This is a genomic window from Kribbella sp. NPDC051770 (assembly GCF_040681455.1).
Lineage (GTDB): Bacteria > Actinomycetota > Actinomycetes > Propionibacteriales > Kribbellaceae > Kribbella.
The window spans coordinates 118,323-136,363 of record NZ_JBFAYT010000013.1 but is presented as its reverse complement, the minus strand read 5'-3'; the positions used below and the strand labels follow the sequence as shown (position 1 = coordinate 136,363).

At 70.3% G+C, this 18,041-nt stretch carries 16 protein-coding genes; 11 read left to right on the top strand and 5 right to left on the bottom strand.

The annotated features are described in order from the left end of the window. Positions 1-140 precede the first annotated feature (140 nt). The 6 genes from AB0M01_RS33250 to AB0M01_RS33225 all read left to right on the top strand — a co-directional run bounded on the left by AB0M01_RS33250 (position 141) and on the right by AB0M01_RS33225 (position 5,076). Positions 141-302: a hypothetical protein gene (locus AB0M01_RS33250; protein ID WP_363676442.1), complete on the top strand. Its 162-nt coding sequence runs from the start codon at positions 141-143 to the stop codon at positions 300-302. After that, a complete protein-coding gene (locus AB0M01_RS33245; protein WP_363676441.1) occupies positions 299-1,351 on the top strand; it encodes a 3-isopropylmalate dehydrogenase in 1,053 nt (350 codons plus the stop codon). Before AB0M01_RS33250 ends, AB0M01_RS33245 begins: the two co-directional genes overlap by 4 nt. Before the next feature lie 102 nt (positions 1,352-1,453). Beyond that, positions 1,454-2,545, top strand: a complete 1,092-nt coding sequence (locus tag AB0M01_RS33240) for a branched-chain amino acid aminotransferase (RefSeq protein ID WP_363676440.1) — start codon at positions 1,454-1,456, stop codon at positions 2,543-2,545. Positions 2,546-2,591: 46 nt separating this feature from the next. Beyond that, on the top strand, positions 2,592-2,990 hold the full coding sequence (locus tag AB0M01_RS33235; RefSeq protein WP_363676439.1) for a hypothetical protein: 399 nt from the start codon (positions 2,592-2,594) through the stop codon (positions 2,988-2,990). 233 nt (positions 2,991-3,223) lie between these two features. Continuing rightward, positions 3,224-4,813: a citramalate synthase gene (cimA, locus tag AB0M01_RS33230; RefSeq protein ID WP_363676438.1), complete on the top strand. Its 1,590-nt coding sequence runs from the start codon at positions 3,224-3,226 to the stop codon at positions 4,811-4,813. Continuing rightward, a complete protein-coding gene (locus AB0M01_RS33225) occupies positions 4,810-5,076 on the top strand; it encodes a hypothetical protein (RefSeq protein WP_363676437.1) in 267 nt (88 codons plus the stop codon). Before cimA ends, AB0M01_RS33225 begins: the two co-directional genes overlap by 4 nt. Here the strand turns inward: AB0M01_RS33225 and AB0M01_RS33220 are convergent. From AB0M01_RS33220 to AB0M01_RS33210, 3 genes are read right to left on the bottom strand one after another with little or no spacing between them, the layout of a single operon-like run. After that, complete coding sequence (locus tag AB0M01_RS33220; RefSeq protein WP_363676436.1) at positions 5,067-6,338, bottom strand: hypothetical protein; 1,272 nt, start codon at positions 6,336-6,338, stop codon at positions 5,067-5,069. The two genes, AB0M01_RS33225 and AB0M01_RS33220, sit on opposite strands and share 10 nt — an antisense overlap. Beyond that, positions 6,335-7,129: a sugar phosphate isomerase/epimerase family protein gene (locus AB0M01_RS33215; protein WP_363676435.1), complete on the bottom strand. Its 795-nt coding sequence runs from the start codon at positions 7,127-7,129 to the stop codon at positions 6,335-6,337. Before AB0M01_RS33215 ends, AB0M01_RS33220 begins: the two co-directional genes overlap by 4 nt. Continuing rightward, positions 7,129-8,139 carry a zinc-binding dehydrogenase gene (locus AB0M01_RS33210; protein WP_363676434.1) on the bottom strand — a complete coding sequence of 337 codons (1,011 nt, stop codon included), beginning with the start codon at positions 8,137-8,139 and terminating at the stop codon, positions 7,129-7,131. The genes AB0M01_RS33215 and AB0M01_RS33210 overlap by 1 nt, the downstream gene beginning before the upstream one ends. An 86-nt stretch (positions 8,140-8,225) precedes the next feature. Here AB0M01_RS33210 and AB0M01_RS33205 point away from each other — a divergent pair, with 86 nt between their 5' ends. The 5 genes from AB0M01_RS33205 (at position 8,226) to AB0M01_RS33185 (ending at position 15,473) form a co-directional block, all read left to right on the top strand. Beyond that, positions 8,226-9,605, top strand: coding sequence for an extracellular solute-binding protein (locus AB0M01_RS33205; RefSeq protein ID WP_363676433.1), 1,380 nt, complete (start codon positions 8,226-8,228; stop codon positions 9,603-9,605). A 7-nt stretch (positions 9,606-9,612) separates the two neighbouring features. Beyond that, complete coding sequence (locus AB0M01_RS33200) at positions 9,613-10,572, top strand: sugar ABC transporter permease (RefSeq protein ID WP_363676432.1); 960 nt, start codon at positions 9,613-9,615, stop codon at positions 10,570-10,572. After that, on the top strand, positions 10,569-11,435 hold the full coding sequence (locus AB0M01_RS33195) for a carbohydrate ABC transporter permease (RefSeq protein ID WP_363676431.1): 867 nt from the start codon (positions 10,569-10,571) through the stop codon (positions 11,433-11,435). Before AB0M01_RS33200 ends, AB0M01_RS33195 begins: the two co-directional genes overlap by 4 nt. Then, on the top strand, positions 11,416-12,585 hold the full coding sequence (locus AB0M01_RS33190; protein WP_363676430.1) for an ROK family protein: 1,170 nt from the start codon (positions 11,416-11,418) through the stop codon (positions 12,583-12,585). Before AB0M01_RS33195 ends, AB0M01_RS33190 begins: the two co-directional genes overlap by 20 nt. A gap of 89 nt (positions 12,586-12,674) precedes the next feature. Beyond that, on the top strand, positions 12,675-15,473 hold the full coding sequence (locus AB0M01_RS33185) for a BTAD domain-containing putative transcriptional regulator (protein ID WP_363676429.1): 2,799 nt from the start codon (positions 12,675-12,677) through the stop codon (positions 15,471-15,473). On the opposite strand, the gene AB0M01_RS33180 is transcribed toward AB0M01_RS33185, so the two are convergent. Then, positions 15,460-16,557 (bottom strand): amidohydrolase family protein, encoded by a 1,098-nt coding sequence (locus tag AB0M01_RS33180; RefSeq protein ID WP_363676428.1) that lies wholly within the window; start codon positions 16,555-16,557, stop codon positions 15,460-15,462. The two genes, AB0M01_RS33185 and AB0M01_RS33180, sit on opposite strands and share 14 nt — an antisense overlap. Beyond that, positions 16,554-18,023 (bottom strand): glycoside hydrolase family 3 N-terminal domain-containing protein, encoded by a 1,470-nt coding sequence (locus tag AB0M01_RS33175; protein WP_363676427.1) that lies wholly within the window; start codon positions 18,021-18,023, stop codon positions 16,554-16,556. Before AB0M01_RS33175 ends, AB0M01_RS33180 begins: the two co-directional genes overlap by 4 nt. Positions 18,024-18,041 lie beyond the last annotated feature (18 nt).

The window sequence follows — 18,041 nt, the reverse complement described above, 5'->3', positions numbered from 1 at the left end:
TTGCACAGCTTCGGTCCAGCACTGTCACTGGTATCTCACATTTCGGGACAGAGTGCCCGCATTGTGGTGAAATAGTCGGACGTCAGAGTAAATTCTGAGACACCCTGCCGCCCGCAATCCCCTTTTCCGGGAGGAGCAGCATGTACGACATGTACCCAGCCAACTGGCCCGCGATCGACGGCCGCGAGCGCAAGGCGGCCCGGCGTCGCCGGCCACGCGCGTCGAGCGAGACCGCGGCCGAGGCCAGAGCTGTCCAAGAAGCCATGAACCGCCGCGACAACGGGGGAGAACCCAAGAAGTGAGCACTCAGAAGAACTTCACGCTGGCCGTCGTCGGTGGCGACGGGATCGGCCCCGAGGTGACCGCCGAGGCACTCAAGGTGCTCGACGCGGTCAGCGCGGTGCACGGCGTGACGTTCGAGCGGACCGAGTACGACCTGGGCGCGAAGCGCTGGCACGCGACCGGCGAGACGCTGCCGGACACCGAGCTGGAGGCGATCCGTCAGCACGACGCGATCCTGCTCGGTGCGGTCGGTGACCCGACCGTGCCGTCCGGCGTACTCGAGCGTGGTCTGCTGCTCAAGCTGCGGTTCGCCCTCGACCACTACGTGAACCTGCGCCCGTCGAAGATCTACCCGTCGGTGGGTTCGCCGCTGGCCAGCCCGGGCGAGGTCGACTTCGTCGTCGTCCGCGAGGGCACCGAGGGCCCGTACGTCGGCAACGGCGGCGCCCTGCGGGTCGGGACGCCGGCCGAGATCGCCACCGAGGTCTCCGTCAACACGGCGTACGGCGTGGAGCGGGTCGTCCGGGACGCGTTCGCGCGGGCCCAGGCCCGGCCGCGCAAGAAGCTCACGCTGGTGCACAAGAACAACGTGCTGGTGCACGCCGGGCACCTGTGGAAGCGGACCGTCGACGCGGTCGCGACCGAGTTCCCGGACATCACCGTCGACTACCTGCACGTGGACGCGGCGACCATCTTCCTGGTCACCGACCCGGCCCGGTTCGACGTGATCGTCACCGACAACCTGTTCGGCGACATCATCACCGACCTGGCGGCCGCGATCAGCGGCGGTATCGGGCTGGCCGCGAGCGGCAACATCAACCCGGACAAGACCGCGCCGAGCATGTTCGAGCCGGTGCACGGCTCCGCGCCGGACATCGCCGGCCAGCAGAAGGCCGACCCGACCGCGGCGATCCTGTCCGCGGCGCTGCTCTGCGACCACCTCGGGCTGACCGAGGCCGCGGCGGCGATCGAGGCCGCGGTGACCGCGGACATCGAGGAGCGCACCGCCGGCGGGACCCGGTCCACCGCGGAGATCGGTGACGCGATCGCCAAGCGCGCGGCCGGGTGATGAGATGTCTTCGCTCGACTGCCGGACAGCACGCTCCGGCGGTCGGGTGGGCGCTGTCTGCGGCGCTCGCCTGACCACTGCATCGAGAGGTACGGTGCGCTCATGAGCGCCGATCTGCAGTTCTCCGTTGAGCCCAACACCCAACCGGCCAGCGACGACCAGCGCGCCTCGATCCTGGCGAACCCGGGATTCGGGCAGTACTTCACCGACCACATGGCGATCGCCACCTGGAACCGGGAAAACGGCTGGCACGACGCGAGGATCACCGCCTTCGGGCCGCTGGAGCTGTCTCCGGCGACCTCGGTGTTCCACTACGCCCAGACCATCTTCGAGGGGATGAAGGCCTACCGGCACCCCGACGACTCGATCCACACCTTCCGCCCGGACGCGAACGCGGCCCGGTTCAACCGCTCCGCGAAGCGCCTCGCGCTGCCGGAGCTGCCGGAGGCGGCGTTCCTCGACTCGCTGACCAAGCTGGTCGAGATCGACAAGGCGTGGGTTCCGGGCGGCGGCGAGACCTCGCTGTACCTGCGGCCGTTCATGTTCGGCTCGGACCCGTTCCTCGGCGTCCGCCCGTCCGCGCAGGTCACGTACTGCGTGATCGCGTCCCCGGCCGGCTCGTACTTCGCCAAGGGCGTCAAGCCGGTCCGGATCTGGCTCAGCGAGGAGTACACCCGCGCGGCCCCCGGCGGGACCGGCGCGGCCAAGACCGGTGGCAACTACGCCTCGTCGCTGCTGGCCCAGGCCGAGGCGATCGAGCAGGGCTGTGACCAGGTCGCGTTCCTGGACGCGGTCGAGAAGAAGTGGGTCGAAGAGCTCGGCGGGATGAACCTGTACTTCGTGCTCGACGACGGCTCCGTGGTCACCCCCGAGCTGTCCGGCACGATCCTCGAGGGCGTCACCCGGGACTCGATCCTGAAGCTGGTCACCGACCTCGGGCACACCGTCACCGAGCGGAAGATCTCGATCGACGAGTGGCGCGACGGTGCCGCGTCGGGGCGGATCAGCGAGGTGTTCGCCTGCGGTACGGCGGCCGTGATCACCCCGGTCGCGTCGCTGAAGTGGAACGGCGGCGAGGTCCAGGTCGCCGACGGCAACGGTGGCCCGGTCACCGCGGCGGTCCGCAGCGCGCTGCTCGACCTGCAGTACGGGCGCACCAAGGACACCCACGGCTGGATGACCCGGATCTGCTGACCGGTTTCACAGAATTCCTTCAGGTCGGTTCGGTAGGGTCGCGGCCATGAGCGACCTACCGGACGACGTCGAGCGGTACTACGCGGAACTCGCCCGGGTGCGGGAGTGGGAAGACGACACCCGGGCGGCGTTTCGCGCCTCGGTCGAGCTGATCCGCGACCTGGACCGGGGCACGGCGGCGCGCACGTTCGGCGCCAAGGCCGACGCCGACGGGACCGACCGCCTGTTCGAGGCGGTCTGGCACGAGCGCGAGTGGGTCGTCGTCCGCGAGCTGCACGTCAGCGAGGACGGCACCATCACCCGGTACTGGTGGCAGCGGCTCGAGGACGAGCAGGGTGCGCTGACCGACCAGGCCCTCGACCGCGACGAGTGGGGCCTGCGGGCCCTGGATCGCGACGACTTCTACACCGCCTGGGACACCCCAGAATGGTCGCTCACCGCGTGAAACCTGGACTGCGGCGCACGCCGTAGTACTGCACGCCGTACTGGATGTTCGCTTTTCGAGACATTCCGGCCTGGTCACGACCTGCTGTGGCAGACTGAAAAATGTCATGAAGAACTTCCGGGTCATTATTGGCTAGGCGCGCTCAGCAGCAGTACCTGAGCGCGCAGACCTCTCGCACCTTGCGGGAGGTTTTTTGTTTGCCTGATGCCCCCATCCACCGGAAGGCGACCCCCGTGAGCAGACCCGACGAGTTCCACGTCTACGACACCACCCTGCGCGACGGTGCGCAGCAGGAGGGTCTGGCGCTGTCCGTGGCCGACAAGATCGCCATCGCGCAGCACCTGGACGACTTGGGCGTCGGTTTCATCGAGGGCGGCTGGCCGGGCGCGGTCCCCAAGGACACCGAGTTCTTCGCGCGGGCCCGCACCGAGCTGCACCTGCGGCACGCGACGTTCGCGGCCTTCGGTGCCACCTGCAAGCCGGGCGCGGCCGCGGCCGACGACCCGCAGGTCGCCGCGCTCCGCGACTCCGGTGCCGGGGTCGTCACGTTGGTTGCCAAGAGCCACGACGCGCACGTCGAGCGGGCGCTGCGCACGACGCTCGACGAGAACCTGCGGATGGTCGCCGACACCGTGAAGCACCTGCGCGAGCACGGGCAGCGGGTGTTCCTCGACACCGAGCACTTCTTCGACGGCTACAAGGCCAACAAGGCTTACGCGCTGGAGGTGGTCCGGGTCGCGGCCGAGGCCGGCGCCGACGTGGTCGCGCTCTGCGACACCAACGGCGGCTCGCTGCCGCGGGAGCTGCAGGACGTCGTACGGGAGGTGCTGGAGACGACCGGGGCGCGGCTCGGCATCCACGCCCACAACGACGGTGGGTGCGCGGTGGCGAACTCGATCGCGGCGGTGGAGGCCGGGGCGACGCACGTGCAGGGCACCGTCAACGGGTACGGCGAACGCACCGGCAACGCCGACCTGCTCGCCGTGGTCGCGAACCTGGAGCTGAAGCGCGGGATGGAACTGCTGCCGCCGGGCAAGCTGGCCGAGTCGTTCCGGATCGCGCACGCGATCGCCGAGGTCACCAACGTGCCGATGTCGGCCCGGCAGCCGTACGTCGGGCTGTCGGCGTTCGCGCACAAGGCCGGGCTGCACGCGAGCGCGATCAAGGTCGACCCGGATCTCTACCAGCACACGGATCCGGCGCTGGTCGGCAACGACATGCGGATGCTCGTCTCGGAGATGGCCGGGCGGGCCAGCGTGGAGCTGAAGGGCCGCGAGCTCGGCTTCGACCTCGGCAACGACAAGGAGCTGGTCGGGCGGGTGACCGAGCGGGTGAAGGAGATGGAGGCCCGCGGGTACACGTTCGAGTCGGCGGACGCGTCGTTCGAGCTGCTGCTCACCGAGGAGGTGACCGGCGAGCGGGCGAGCTTCTTCGACGTCGAGTCGTGGCGGGTGATCACCGAGTCGCGCGCCGAGGGCGAGGCGGTGTCCGAGGCGACGGTGAAGCTGGTCGCGGGTGGCGACCGCGAGGTGGTGACCGGTGAGGGCAACGGGCCGGTCAACGCGCTCGACCACGCGCTGCGGGCGGCGATCGAGCGCGCGTACCCGGTGGTGAACAAGTTCGACCTGGTGGACTACAAGGTGCGGATCCTCGACCAGGGGCACGGGACCGACGCGGTGATCAGAGTCCTCATCCAGACCGCCGACGGCGAGGGCTCGTGGGTCACCGTCGGAGTCGGCCACAACATCGTCGAGGCGTCCTGGGAGGCGCTGGTCGACGGGGTCACGTTCGGTTTGCTGCGCCACAAGGAGGTAGTGCGATGACTGCTGTCGTTTCCGCTCCCGAGTACGCCGGGCCGGAGCTGGTCGAGCGCCCGATGACCGTCTTCACCGCGCAGATCGTCGAGACGACGGGACTGCTCGCGCGGATCGCCGTGCTGCTCAACCCGTACGACGTGCGCACGATCAGCCTGTGCCTGGAGCGCTGCGAGCTGCGGATCGTTGTCGAGGGCAATGGGTTCGACGCCGGCCGGGTGGCGGCCCGGCTCGACAAGGTGGTCGGTGTGCTGGACGTCAGCTACAGCTGAGTCGGCGCGTTCTGCGACTCCAGCAGGTCGAGGGCTAGTGCGGCGGTCCAGCTGAAGGTCTGGGCGCCGCGCGGCGAGCCGTCGTACGGGTCGACGTACTCGGCGAAGCCGGTGCGGCCTGCCAGCGCGAGGAGGTCGTCTTTCAGGTGGTCGGCGTCTGGGTGGGCGCCGACTGCTTGGAGCCCGCGGTGGACGAGCCAGGCGGTGTTGAACCAGCTGGGGCCGCGCCAGTAGCGCTTGCGCTCGAAGGCGGGGCCGGTGAGGTCGTAGCTGGGGACCAGATGGACCTGTCCGAGCTTGAAGTGGTCGCTGCGGGCGGTGGCCAGCAGGTCGGCGGCCTGGGGGAGACCGGGGACGATCAGGGGGATCAGCCCGGAGATCGTGCGCGCCGGCACCAGGTCGGTGTGCAGGTCCCGGGCGTGAAACAGATCCTCTGAGAAGAGCTGTCCCAGGGCATGGGTCAGTTCTTCTGCTGCCTTCAGATGGTGGGCGGGGTCCAGGCCGAGGTATTCCGCGATGTCGGCGAGGGCGTGCTCCGAGGTGATGAGCAGCGCGTTGAACGCCGGGTCCTCCAGGGCGAACTCGAACGGCGTGGTCGCGTCGTCGTACTGGTGATCACGGTACGTCGCCGCGAGCTGGACATAGCGGGCGTAGTCGAGGTCCGTGGGGCGGTCGGTCGGGTTGGCGTGGTTGGTGTCCTGGCGCGTGAAGGAGTCCAGCGGCGCGGGAGTGACCCGCGCCAGCGCGTCGTCCCAGGCCGGGCTGTTGTCCATGCCGGACTCCCACGGGTGCACGATCGCGACCAGGCCGTGGCCGCCGAGGTCGCGGCGGGTGCGGAGATAGGTGTGCCAGGCAACGAGCTTCGGGTAGACGCGCGGCAGGAAGTTCCGGCGTACGGACTCGGCCTCGTCGGCCTGGTGGGTCAGCCAGGCCGCCAGTGCGTGGACCGGCGGCTGGATGATGCCCGACGTCTCGACGCCGCCGACCGTGGTGGCCTGCCAGAAGTCGGGACCGGGGAAGTACGCGTCGCGGGCGACGGCGGGGGAGAAGCTGATGTGCGGGATCCGGCCGTCGGACCACTGCGAGCCGAGCAGGGACTCCAGCTCGACCTGGGCGCGACGGGGTGACAGGTGCCGCAGGCCGATCGCGATGAAGGCCGAGTCCCAGCTCCACTGGTGCGGGTACAGCGATCGCGACGGGACCGTCGAGTGCCCGATCCAGTTGCCCAGCAGCACCCGCTCAGCAGCTTGACGCAAACTCACACGTACCGCCTGACCACCGACGGGATGGAGCGCACGGCCTCGACCGGGTCGCCGGTCAGGCGGCACTCGACGGCCAGGTAGCGGTCGTAGCCGATGGCATCGAGCGCACCGAGGAACGCGGCCCAGTCGAGGTGGCCGGCGCCGGGCTGGAAGCGGTTGGAGTCGCTCAGCTGGACGTGACCGACGTACGGCGCCTGGGCAACGATCGAGGCGGACGGGTCGGTCTCCTCGATGTTCATGTGGTAGCTGTCGATGCCGATCCGCACGCTGTCCAGGCCGACCGCCTGGATCAGCTCGGCGGCCTGGTCGAGGCGGTTGACCATGTGGTCCTCGTACCGGTTCAGCGGCTCCAGAAACAGCTCGACGCCCGCGGCCGCGGCGTGCTCGCCGAGCTCACGCAGGCCGTCGAGCAGCACCTCGCGGTCACCGGCCTCGTCGCGCGGCGGCTCGAACGGAGGCAGCCGGCGCGAGAACATCCCGTACGACGCCGGCGTCTGCGCGCCGAGCCCGCCGAGCTCGGCGATCACGGTCAGCTCGTCCTTCATCTGCACGATCGCGTCGGCGCGCTGAACGGCGTCGAAGGCGCCGAAGAAGTGCAGCATGTCGACACAGACCGTCGGCATCACGACCCCCTCGGCCTGCGCCTTCTGCAGCTCCGGCAGCCGGTCGCGGAAGCTGCGGTCGCCCTTACCGCGCAGCTCGATGCCGTCGTACCCGGCGGCGGTGGCGAACTCCCACTTCTCCGGCAACGTCGCCCCCGGCAACAGTTGCTCCTGGCATGCGATCTTCATCAGAACTCCAGTACTACTTGCAGGGCGTCACCGGGACGCGTGTCGAGCAGGACGTAGGCGTCGGCGGCGGCTTCGACGGGGACGCGGTGGGTGATCAGCGGCTCGGGGTCGACCGCGCCGCGGCCGACCAGCTCGAGGAAGCCGCGTTGGAGGCGGTCGACGGACCACCGGTTGGCCAGCTCAGGTGGGACGCCACCGATCTGCGAGCTGATCAGCTCGACGCGGTTGTGGTGGAACTCCTCGCCGAGGCGCAGGCCGGTGCCGTCGCCCTGGTAGAAGCCGGAGGCAACCACGCGCCCGCCGACACCGACCGAGCGGATGGCCTCGTGGAGGGCGGGGTAGACACCGGACAGTTCGATGGCGGTGTCCACCGGATGGATCTGCTCCGCAGCTGTGCCGGGGGCGAAGGAAGCAACAGCGCCGTATCTCAGGGACTCCTCGCGGCGGGCTTCGACGGCGTCGATGGTGACTACTTGTGCGCCGGAAAGTGTGGCGAGGCGAGTGGCCAGGAGGCCGATCACGCCTTGGCCGTAGATGGCCACCACGTCGCCGAGGGTGATGCGGGCCGAGAGGATCGCGTTGTAGGCGATGGCGCCGACTCGGGTGAAGGAGGCTGCCGCGAGGGAGACGCCGGTGGGAAGTTGGTGGCCGGTGAGTTTGTCGGCGGGGAGGACTGCTTCGCTGCGGTGGCCCCAGATGCCCCAGACCTGGTCGCCGACCGACAGCCCGGCGACGTCGTCGGCGACCTCGGTGACCTCGCCCGACTCCGAGTAGCCCCAGCCGACGACCGGGAAGGCGACGCCCGCCTCGGCGTCGCGGAAGATTCGTGCGTCGGCGTCCCAGGTCCGGGTCAGGTACGGGTTCGTGCCCCGGTACGCCGTGAGCTCGGTGCCGGCCGAGATGCCCGAGTACGCCGTACGGACCCGGACGTGACCGGGCGGGAGCGGTGGCGGGTCGAAGTCGACCACCTCGGCCACCCGGGGAGCGGAGAACTGCACGACGCGAGCCACGGAAACCTCCAGAGCGACGGACTTAGGTCTTGTCAAAATACAATAGTCCTGATGTTATGCGTAAGTCAGCTCCCTCAGGAGGATAGATGTCACGCTTCATCAGGGCGCTCTCCGTGGCGACGGCGCTCCTGCTGCTGAGTTCGTGCGGGAACGACTCCACCGCCGGCGACGAGCGCAGCATCACCGTGTGGTCGCTCGAGAACGTGTCCGGGCGGCTGGAGACCACCCGGGCGATCTTCGAGAAGTTCACCGCCGAGACCGGGATCCAGGTGAAGCTGGTCGGTGTCGACGAGCCGCAGCTGAGCCAGCTGGTGATGTCCGCCGCGGCCGCCGGCAAGCTCCCGGACGTGATCGGCGCGGTCCCGCTGGCCGCGATCCAGCAGCTGTCCAGCAACGGTCTGCTCAATCCCGACGCGGCCGGCAAGGTCGTCGACCAGCTCGGGCCGAAGACCTTCGACCAGCGCGCGCTCGACCTGACCCGCGACGGCGACCGGCAGCTCGCCGTACCGTCGGACAGCTGGACGCAGCTGCTCTACTACCGCAAGGACCTGTTCGCGCAGGCCGGGCTGGCCGAGCCCACGTCGTACGCCGCGATCGAGAAGGCGGCGCAGACGCTGAACCAGGGCGGCACCGAGGGCATCTCGATCGCCACCGACCCGGCCGACCCGTTCACCCAGCAGAGCTTCGAGTACTTCGGCCTCGCCAACAACTGCCAGCTGGTCGATGCCCAGGGCAAGATCACGCTGGACAGTCCGCCCTGTCAGGGGGCGTTCCGCTTCTACGGCGACCTGGCGACCAAGTACTCCGCCGCAGGCACGCAGACCGTCGACTCCACGCGAGCGTCGTACTTCGCGGGCAAGTCGGCGATGGTGGTCTGGTCCTCGTTCCTGCTCGACGAGCTGGCCGGGCTGCGCGAGGACGCGCTGCCGAGCTGCGAGCCGTGCGCGAAGGACAAGGGCTGGCTGGCCCGCAACACCGGTGTCGTCACCGCGGTCCAGGGCCCGGACGGCGCCGAGCCCGCGCAGTTCGGCGAGGTGACCGGCTGGACGGTGACGAAGACCGCGAAGGCGGATGCGTCGGAGCAGCTCGTCGAGTACATGCTCGACCAGGGCTACCAGGACTGGTTCGGGATGGCAGCCGAGGGCAAGTTCCCGGTCCGGCACGGGACGGCGGCCGACCCGGACAAGTTCGACCAAGCGTGGGACAAGGCCGACATCGGCGTCGACACCCGCAAGCCGCTGGCCGCGATCTACCCGGCGCCGGTGATCGCCGAGCTGCGCGGTGGGATCGGCAAGATGCAGCGCTGGGGGATCACGCAGGGACAGGGCGCGCTGGTCGGCGCCACGCTCGGCGAGCTTCCGGTGCCGAAGGCAATCAGTGCGCTGGCCAGTGGGCAGGTCGATGCCGACGAAGCCGCGCAGCAGGCGACCGACGACGTCGCCGCGATCCAGGACTCGCTCGGGTGAGGCGGAGATGACAACTGTGACCGAAGCGCGCCGGGCGCGGAAGAACCCGCTCCGACGGGAGGAGAACCGGGCCGGCCTGACGCTGGTCTCACCGACCCTCGTGATCGTTCTCGTGGTCGTCGTACTCCCGATCCTCTGGACGATCATGCTGGCGTTCCAGAACGTCCGCCTGGTCGACATCCAGAGCCAGGGCCTGTGGGGCCACTGGACGCTGCGCAACCTCGAACGCGTCTTCAGCTCACCCGGTTTCTGGTCGTCGCTGTGGACCACCGTGGTCTACACGGTCGGTTCGACGCTCGGCTCGATCGTGGTCGGCCTGGTCGCCGCGCTCGCGCTGCGCAAGCCGTTCCGCGGCCGGGCCCTGATCCGCGGCGCGATGCTGCTCCCGTACGTCGCTCCGGTGGTCGCCGTCGCGTTCGTCTGGCAGGTGCTGCTCAGCCCCGACCTCGGCGTCGTGAACCACGTCGGCGTCGAGTGGCTCGGCTGGGACCGCCCGATCGCTTTCCTGACCCAGCGCTCGTACGACGTACTCGGTGTCCCGGTCCCGATGGCGCTGTTCACGGTGATCGCCTTCGAGACCTGGCGCTACTTCCCGTTCGCGTTCCTGTTCCTGATCGCCCGGATGCAGGCGGTGCCGCCGGTGCTCGAGGAGGCGGCAGTGGTCGACGGGACGACGCCGTGGCAGCGGTTCCGGTTCATCCTGCTGCCGCAGCTGATGCCGGTGGTCGCGCTGCTCGCGGTGCTGCGGTTCATCTTCACGTTCAACAAGTTCGACGACGTGTACCTGCTCACCGGCGGCGGCGCGGGGACCGACGTGGTCGCGGTCCGGGTGTACCGGTTCCTGACCGCGCGCTTCGACGTCGGACTGGCGTCGGCGCAGGCGGTCGTACTGGCCGTCGTACTGATCGTGCTGCTGGGCCTGTACTTCAGGTTCTTCGGACGCAAGGTGCAGGAGGACCAGGCATGACCAGGGACGCGTTCCAGATCAAGTTCTTCGGGATCATGCGCTGGGTGGTGATCGCGGCGCTGGTGATCGCGACGCTGTTCCCCTTCTACTACATGGTCCTGCTGTCGGTGAAGCCGATCGACGCGCTGCTGCTCGACCCCGGGCGGATCTGGGTGTCGGCCAAGGAGTTCAGCCTGGACTCCTACCGGTCGGTGCTGACCTCGGTCGAGAACGGCGGCCAGGGCTTCCCGCTGATGCTGCGCAACTCGGCGATCGTCTCGATCGGCGCGATGCTGCTCACGTTGCTGGTCGCGATCCCGGGCGCGTACGCCGTCAGCCGGCTGCGCTTCACCGGGCACCGCAAGGTGAGCGCGCTGTTCCTCGGTGTCTACCTGTTCCCGGCGACGCTGCTCGCGGTGCCGCTGTTCGTGATGTTCGCGAAGGCCGGCCTGCAGGGCAGCCTGGTCGGGCTGATCATCGTGTACATCGCCCAGACCGTGCCGGTCGCGATCTACATGCTGCGCAGCTACTTCAGCACCGTGCCGATCAGCATCGAGGAGGCGGCGGCACTGGACGGGTTGTCCCGGTTCCAGATCCTGCGCAAGGTGGTGCTGCCGCTGGCGGCGCCGTCGGTGATGGCGACCGCCCTGTACGTTTTCATGATCGCGTGGAACGAGTTCCTGTTCGCGCTGCTGTTCCTGGCCGCCGAGCCGGCCCACTGGACGGTCTCGCTCGGGCTGCAGCAGCTGGCGAACGGCGTGGAGGTGCCGAAGACCGTGCTGATGGCAGGATCCGTCGTACTGACACTGCCGGTGGTACTGATGTTCTACGGCGCCGAACGGTTGCTGACGGAAGGGCTGACGAGTGGGGCAGACAAGGGCTGACGCGACGACGTCCGCGGGACGGCTGCTGCACCTCGTCCGGACCGGCCAGGCCGGGACCCGTGGCGAGCTGCAGGAGCTGTCCGGCCTGTCGCGCTCGACGCTGGGCCAGCGGCTGGAGCCGCTGCTCGGCAACGGCTGGCTGGTCGAGGCAGGTTCGACGGCCTCGACCGGTGGCCGGCCGCCGACGGTGCTGCGGTTCGACGAGCAGCATGCCGTCGTACTGGCGGCTGACCTGGACACGCGGCATGCGCGCGCTGCGTTGATGGACCTGGCCGGCGGTGTGCTGGCTGAGCACTCCGGCGAGCTGGTGATTGCCGACGGCCCCGGCGTCGTGCTCGACACGCTGGCCGACTGGTTCGACGACCTGCTGGTGGAGGCCGGGCGGACGGTCGGCGAGCTGGCCGGGATCGGGGTGTCCGTGCCGGGGCCGGTGGAGTTCGACACCGGGCTGGTGATCCGGCCGCCGATCATGCCGGGCTGGGACGAGTACCCGATCCGCGAGCACCTGCACCGCCAGTACGGCGTACCGGTGTTCGTCGACAACGATGCGAACGCGATGGCGCTCGGCGAGCACTCCGCCGGGTACGCCGACAGCCCGGCGTTCGTGCTGGTGAAGGTGTCGACCGGGATCGGCGCGGGGGTCGTGATCGGGGACAGCGTGTTCCGCGGGATCGACGGCGGCGCCGGCGACATCGGGCACGTAAGAGTGCGGGACGCGGGTGACACCAAGTGCCAGTGCGGGTCGATCGGGTGTCTCGCGGCGGTCGCCAGCGGAGGGGCGATCGCGGCGGCGCTGACCGAGCTGGGCGTTCCGGCGCGGTCGGGGGCCGACGTCCGGGTGTTGCTGCAGTCGGGGCAGCCGGACGCGTTGCGGCTCGCCCGCGACGCCGGGCGGCGGGTCGGCGAGGTGCTGGCGACCGTGGTGAGTCTGATCAATCCGGGTGTGTTGATGATCGCAGGAGATCTCGCGCACACCGACTTCGTTGCCGGGGTGCACGAGGTGCTCTACCAGACGACGTTGCCGCGGGCCACGCGTCATCTGACCGTCGCGACCGGGCAGCTGGCCGACCACGCGGCGCTGGACGGGATGGCCCGGCTGGTGGTCAGCGAGGTGTACTCGCCGGCCGCGATCGACGCCCGGCTCGCCTGACCGGTCGCGAGGACTGGTCACTGGATGAGACGCCGTCTCGCGCGGGAGTAACGTGGTCCAGTGGCCGGGCGAGCTGGAGGAGGATGCGGGTGGCGGATCGGTTGAGGTTCGCCGTACTCGGTCCCGTCCGGGCCTGGCGGGGAGACGGCGAGCTGCGGCTCGGAGCGCCTCAGCAGCAGGCGGTGCTGTCGGCGCTGCTGCTGCGTGAAGGGGTGGCGGCGTCGCCGGCGGAGCTGATCGACACGCTGTGGGAGCACGACGTACCGGCGTCGGCTGAGCAGGTGCTCCGGACGTACGTGTACCGGCTGCGCAAGGCGCTCGGGCCGGTCGACGGCGAGCCCGCGATCGTGTCGGTGGGCAGCGGGTACCTGATCCGGACCGGCGCGGAGAACCTCGATCTCGCGGCGTTTCGGGAGGGCGTGCGGGCTGCGCAGGAGATGGCGAGCGCCGGTGAGTTGGTCGGCGCGGTGGCCCGGTACGACGAGGCGCTCGCGTTGTGGCACGGGACACCGCTGGCCGGTGTGCCGGGGGAGTCGGTGGCCGCGCAGCGGCGGCATCTGGAGCTGCAGCGGCTGGGTGCGGTCGAGGCGAAGGTGGTCGCGCAGATCGACCTCGGTGACCACGCCGACGCTGAGGCGGTGCTGACTGAGCTGATCCGGCAGTTCCCGTTGAACGAGCGGTTCCGGGAGCTGCTGATGCTGTCGCTGTACCGGCACGGGCGGCAGTCGGACGCGCTGGCGCTGTACCGGACGTCGCAGGAGCTGCTGTCGGAGGAGCTCGGCGTCGATCCCGGGCACGGGCTGCGGACGATGCAGGAGCGGATCCTGCGCGCGGACCCGACGCTGCTGCCGGGGGAGAAGCCGCGGCAACCTGAAAAACGCCGTGAGCAAGCTGTACCGGTGCCTGCTCAACTGCCGGCGGATCTGCGCGGGTTCACCGGGCGGACGGACGAGCTGGCTGCGGCCGACGAACTGCTCGCTGTGGACGGCGCGGTGGTGATCACCGGGATGGCCGGCGTCGGCAAGACCGCGTTCGCCGTGCACTGGGCGCACCGGATCGCCGACCGCTACCCCGACGGCCAGATCTACCTGAACTTCCGCGGCTTCGACGCCGCCCGACCGCCGCTGACCGCCGAGGAGGCGCTCGGCGCGGTCTTCGACTCGCTCGGCGTCCGCCCGGAGCGGGTGCCCGCCGACCCGGACCGGCAGGCGGCGTACCTGCGCAGTCTGGTGGCCGGGCGGCGGATGCTGTTCGTGCTCGACAACGTCCGCGACATCGAGCAGATCCGGCCGGTGCTGCCCGGCGGCGACAGCTTCGTGATCGTGACGAGCCGGCACCAGCTGCGCGCCCTCGCGGTCACCGAAGGCGCTGCACTGATCGAGCTCGACGTGCTGCCCGCCGCCGACGCGGTCTGCCTGCTCGCCCGCCGGATCGGCAGCGAGCGCGGTGTCGAGGACCTGGCCGCGATGGAGGCGATCGTCGACTGGTGCGGACGGCTGCCGCTGGCGATCGCGGTCATCGCGGCCCGCGTCGCCGTCACCTCGCACAGCGACCTGGTCGAGATCCTCACCCAGCTGCGCGCGGAGGGCAGTCCGTTCGACGCGCTCACCGAGGTGGACGCGGTCGTCGATGTCCGCTCGGTGTTCTCCTGGTCGCTCAAGGCGCTCTCGCCGAAGGCCACCGACCTGTTCCGGCTGCTCGCGCTGACCCGCTCGCTGACCTGGGACGAGCACACCGCCGCGAGCCTGACCGGCCTGCCGATCACCGTCGTACGCCGTACGCTCGCCGAGCTGCTCTCGGCCAACCTGATTGCGGCGTACGGGCCGGGCAGCTACACGTTCCACGACCTGACCCGCCTGTACGCGACCGAGCTGGCCGAGGCGCTGCCGCAGGAGGAGCGCCGCGCCGCGATCCACCGGCTGCTCGACCACTACGTGCTCAGCGGCCAGAACGCGGAGGCCCGGCTCAACCCGACCCGGCGCCCGATCGAGCCGCTGACGCCGTGCCCGGGCGCCGTCGTACGGGAGTTCAATCGGCACGACGACGCGTGGGCCTGGTTCGCCACGCACCGCGAAGCGCTGCAGTCGGCGCAGGCGCTCGCGCTGGAGGAAGGGCTGGACGAGTACGTCTGGCGGGTGTCGTGGCTGCTGCAGACCTACCTCGCCCGGGTCGGTCACTGGCGTCAGGCGCTCGCGCTGGAGAAGACGGCGCTGATCGCCCTCGAGCGCCTGGATGCGCCGCAGCTGGTGGCCCGGACGTTGAACAGCATCGGCCGGTTGTACAGCGAGATCGCCGAGAACGACGCCGCCCTGGAGCACCTGAACCGCGCGGTCGACCTGTTCCTGAACGAGGCCGACGACCCCGAGGGCGCGGCGAGCACGTCGATCAACCTCGGCAGCCTGCTCGCCGACCTCGGCCGCAACGAGGAGTCGATCCGCGCCAACGAGCGCGTCCTGGAGCTGACCACCAACGAGACGCTCTGCTCGAAGGCGCTGAACGGGCTCGGGATCGTGCACGTCCAGCGCGGCGAGTACCGGCAGGCGCTCGAGCTGAGCGCCGCGGCGGTGCGGCGGTCCCGCACGGCCGGCGACCGTTACAGCGAGGGCAAGGCCTACAGCTGCCTGGGTACTGCGCACCACGAGCTGGGCCAGTACGCCGACGCGGTGCGCTGCCTGCGCCGTTCGGTCGAGCTGTTCCAGGCCATCGGCGACGACGTCAACCGGGCGGACAGCCTGTGGCACCTCGGCGACTCGCTGCTGGCCGCAGGCGACGAGAGCTCGGCTCGCGACGCCTGGACGATCTCCGCGGAGATCCTGGCCCGGGTCGATCCGGCGGCGGCCGAGCCGGTGCGAGAACGGCTGCTCAGGCTGCCGGTCACGTCGAGCTGACCAAGCGCTGCCCGGCCAGGTAGACGGAGTCGACGCTCAGGTCCTCGTTCAGGACGACCAGGTCGGCGTGGTTGCCGACGGCAAGCGAGCCGCAGCCGTCGAGGCGGTAGTGGCGGGCGGCGTTGGTGGCGACCAGGGCGGTTGCCTGCGGCACCGTCAGGTGCAGCGTCCGGACGGCGTACGCGAGGGCGTCGGAGAGGAAGTGGACGGAGCCGGCGAGCGTGTCGGTGCCGTGCAGGCGGGCGACGTGGTCGCGGACGGTGACGCGGCGGTCGGCGTACTGGTAGTCGCCGTCGCCGAGACCGGTCGCGGCCATCGCGTCGGTGACCAGGATGCTGCGGTCGAGGCCTGCGGTGCGGAGCGCGACGGTGAGGGCCTCGGGGGAGAGGTGGGTGCCGTCGGCAATGAGTTCGCAGGCGACCCGGTCGTCGAGCAGGGCGACACCGACCGGTCCCGGTCGGCGGTGGGTCATGGCCGGCATCGCGTTGAAGAGGTGGGTGGCGGTGCGGGCGCCGGCGGCGAAGGCCTGGCGGGTGCAGGTGCCGTCGTCGTCGGTGTGGCCGACGGCGAAGGTGAGCTCGGGGTGGTTGGCGATCAGGTCGATTGCGCCGGGGAGCTCGGGGGCGATGGTCATCGAAGTCGCCAGGCCGCCGGCGGCCTCGATCAGTTTCTTGTACACGTCCTCGTCGGGGTGGAGGAGCGCGGAGGCGGTCTGGGCGCCGCGGCGGTGCGGGGAGAGGAAGGGGCCTTCGAAGTGGATGGCGCGGATGTTCGGGGCGTTCGCGGCGGCGATCGCGGAGGCGGCGGCGAGCATGCGGTCGAGCTGCATGGTCGCCACCGAGGCGAAGAGCGTGGTGGTGCCGCTGAGCAGGTGGGCTCGCGCGGCTTGGCGGACGTCGTCGGGGTTGCCGGAGTACAGCGCGGCGCCGCCGGCGCCGTGGCAGTGGGTGTCGACGAAGCCGGGAAGCAGCCAGCGACCGGCCAGATCGATGACTTCTCCTCGGGGTTCACACAGACCGAGAGAGGTGACGACACCTCTCTCGATCTGTACCGAACCCATTTGGGTGTTGAGGAAAGTGATCATCGGCCCAGCAGGCGGCGGGCCGCTGCTTCGGCGCAGACCCTGGCGCTGCCGAAGGTCTGGATCCAGGCGGCGAAGGCCGAGTAGTCGGTGCCGGGGACGCCCATGTCGACGACGACCGCGTCGGGGTGCTGGGTCTGCAGCTCGGCGATCAGCTTCTCCTGCCAGGGGAAGCGGTGCGCGCCGCGAACGAGCAGGACCACCTGGCTGTCGTCGCCGTACTCCGACCGAAACTCGCCGACGCTCGCCTTGGCCATCCCGGGGCCGTTGTAGGTCTGCCCCGACAGACCGATGCTCTCGACAACCTTCCCGGCGTCGCGCAGCAGTTGCTCGACGCCCCAACCCGACGACCCGGCGGCGGGGGAGTGGGTCGGCTCCAGCCGGATCACCAGGGCGGCGTCGCTGCGGATCACCGGGTCGCCGTGGACGACGGCGACCTGCTCCGCGAGCCGCTCGCCGAGCGCGTTGTCCCGCAGCGCGACGTCGGCCTTCGGCCGCGTCCCGAGCCGCGCGAGCCGTTCGTTCGCGCTCTGCAACCGCTCCAGCGGCAGCCGCCCGCTCTCCACTGCCTCGACCAGCGCCCGCGCCGCGATCTCCACGTCGTCCAGGAACGCCCACGAGCCCAGGCACAACGCGTCGGCGCCTGCCTCGATCGCCCGTACGGCGGCCTCCGGCAGCGGCGCGACGTCGGCGATCCCGTACATCTCGAGCGCGTCGGTGATCACCACCCCGTCGTACCCGAGCTCGCCCCGCAGGATGTCGGTGAGCAGCACCTTGCTGATCGTCGCCGGGACGTCGTCGACCTGCGGGACCAGGTCGTGCGACACCATGATGCTGTCCACCCCGGCCGCGATCGCGGCCCGGAACGGATCGAGGTAGCTGTCCAGCAGCTCCTCGCGCGACACGTCGACGAGCGGCGTCGCGAGGTGCGCGTCGGTGCCGCTCAGCCCGTGGCCCGGGTAGTGCTTGGCACACGCGCTCACCCCGGCGGCCTGCAGACCCTCGACCCACGCGGCCGAGTGCCGGCTGACCAGGTCGCGATCGGCGCCGAAGCAGCGGATCCCGTTCGGGCTCAGCGGGTTCACGGCCGTGTCGACCGCGGGCGCGAGGTCCCAGTCGACGCCGGCGTCGACCAGCGACAGCCCGATCTGGAACGCCGCCTGCCGGGTCAGCTCGACGTCGTCGATCTCGCCGAGCGCCCGGTTGCCCGGCATCGAGAAGCCGCCGAGGTTCTCCAGCCGGTTGACGTCACCGCCCTCCTCGTCGATCGAGAGCAGCACGTGGTCGCGCAGCGCGTGCAGCTGCCCGGCCAGGTCGCGGAACTGGTCGCCGTCGACGATGTCGCGGCCGAAGATCACGAACCCGCCGAGACCGGCCTCGATCCGGGGCGGCACCCAGTTCGGGACCCGGGGCCGGCCGAGGGCGGGGAACAGGACGCCGTACGCGAGCCGCTCGAGCTCTGAGCTCATCAGTTTCTCCTTGAGGGG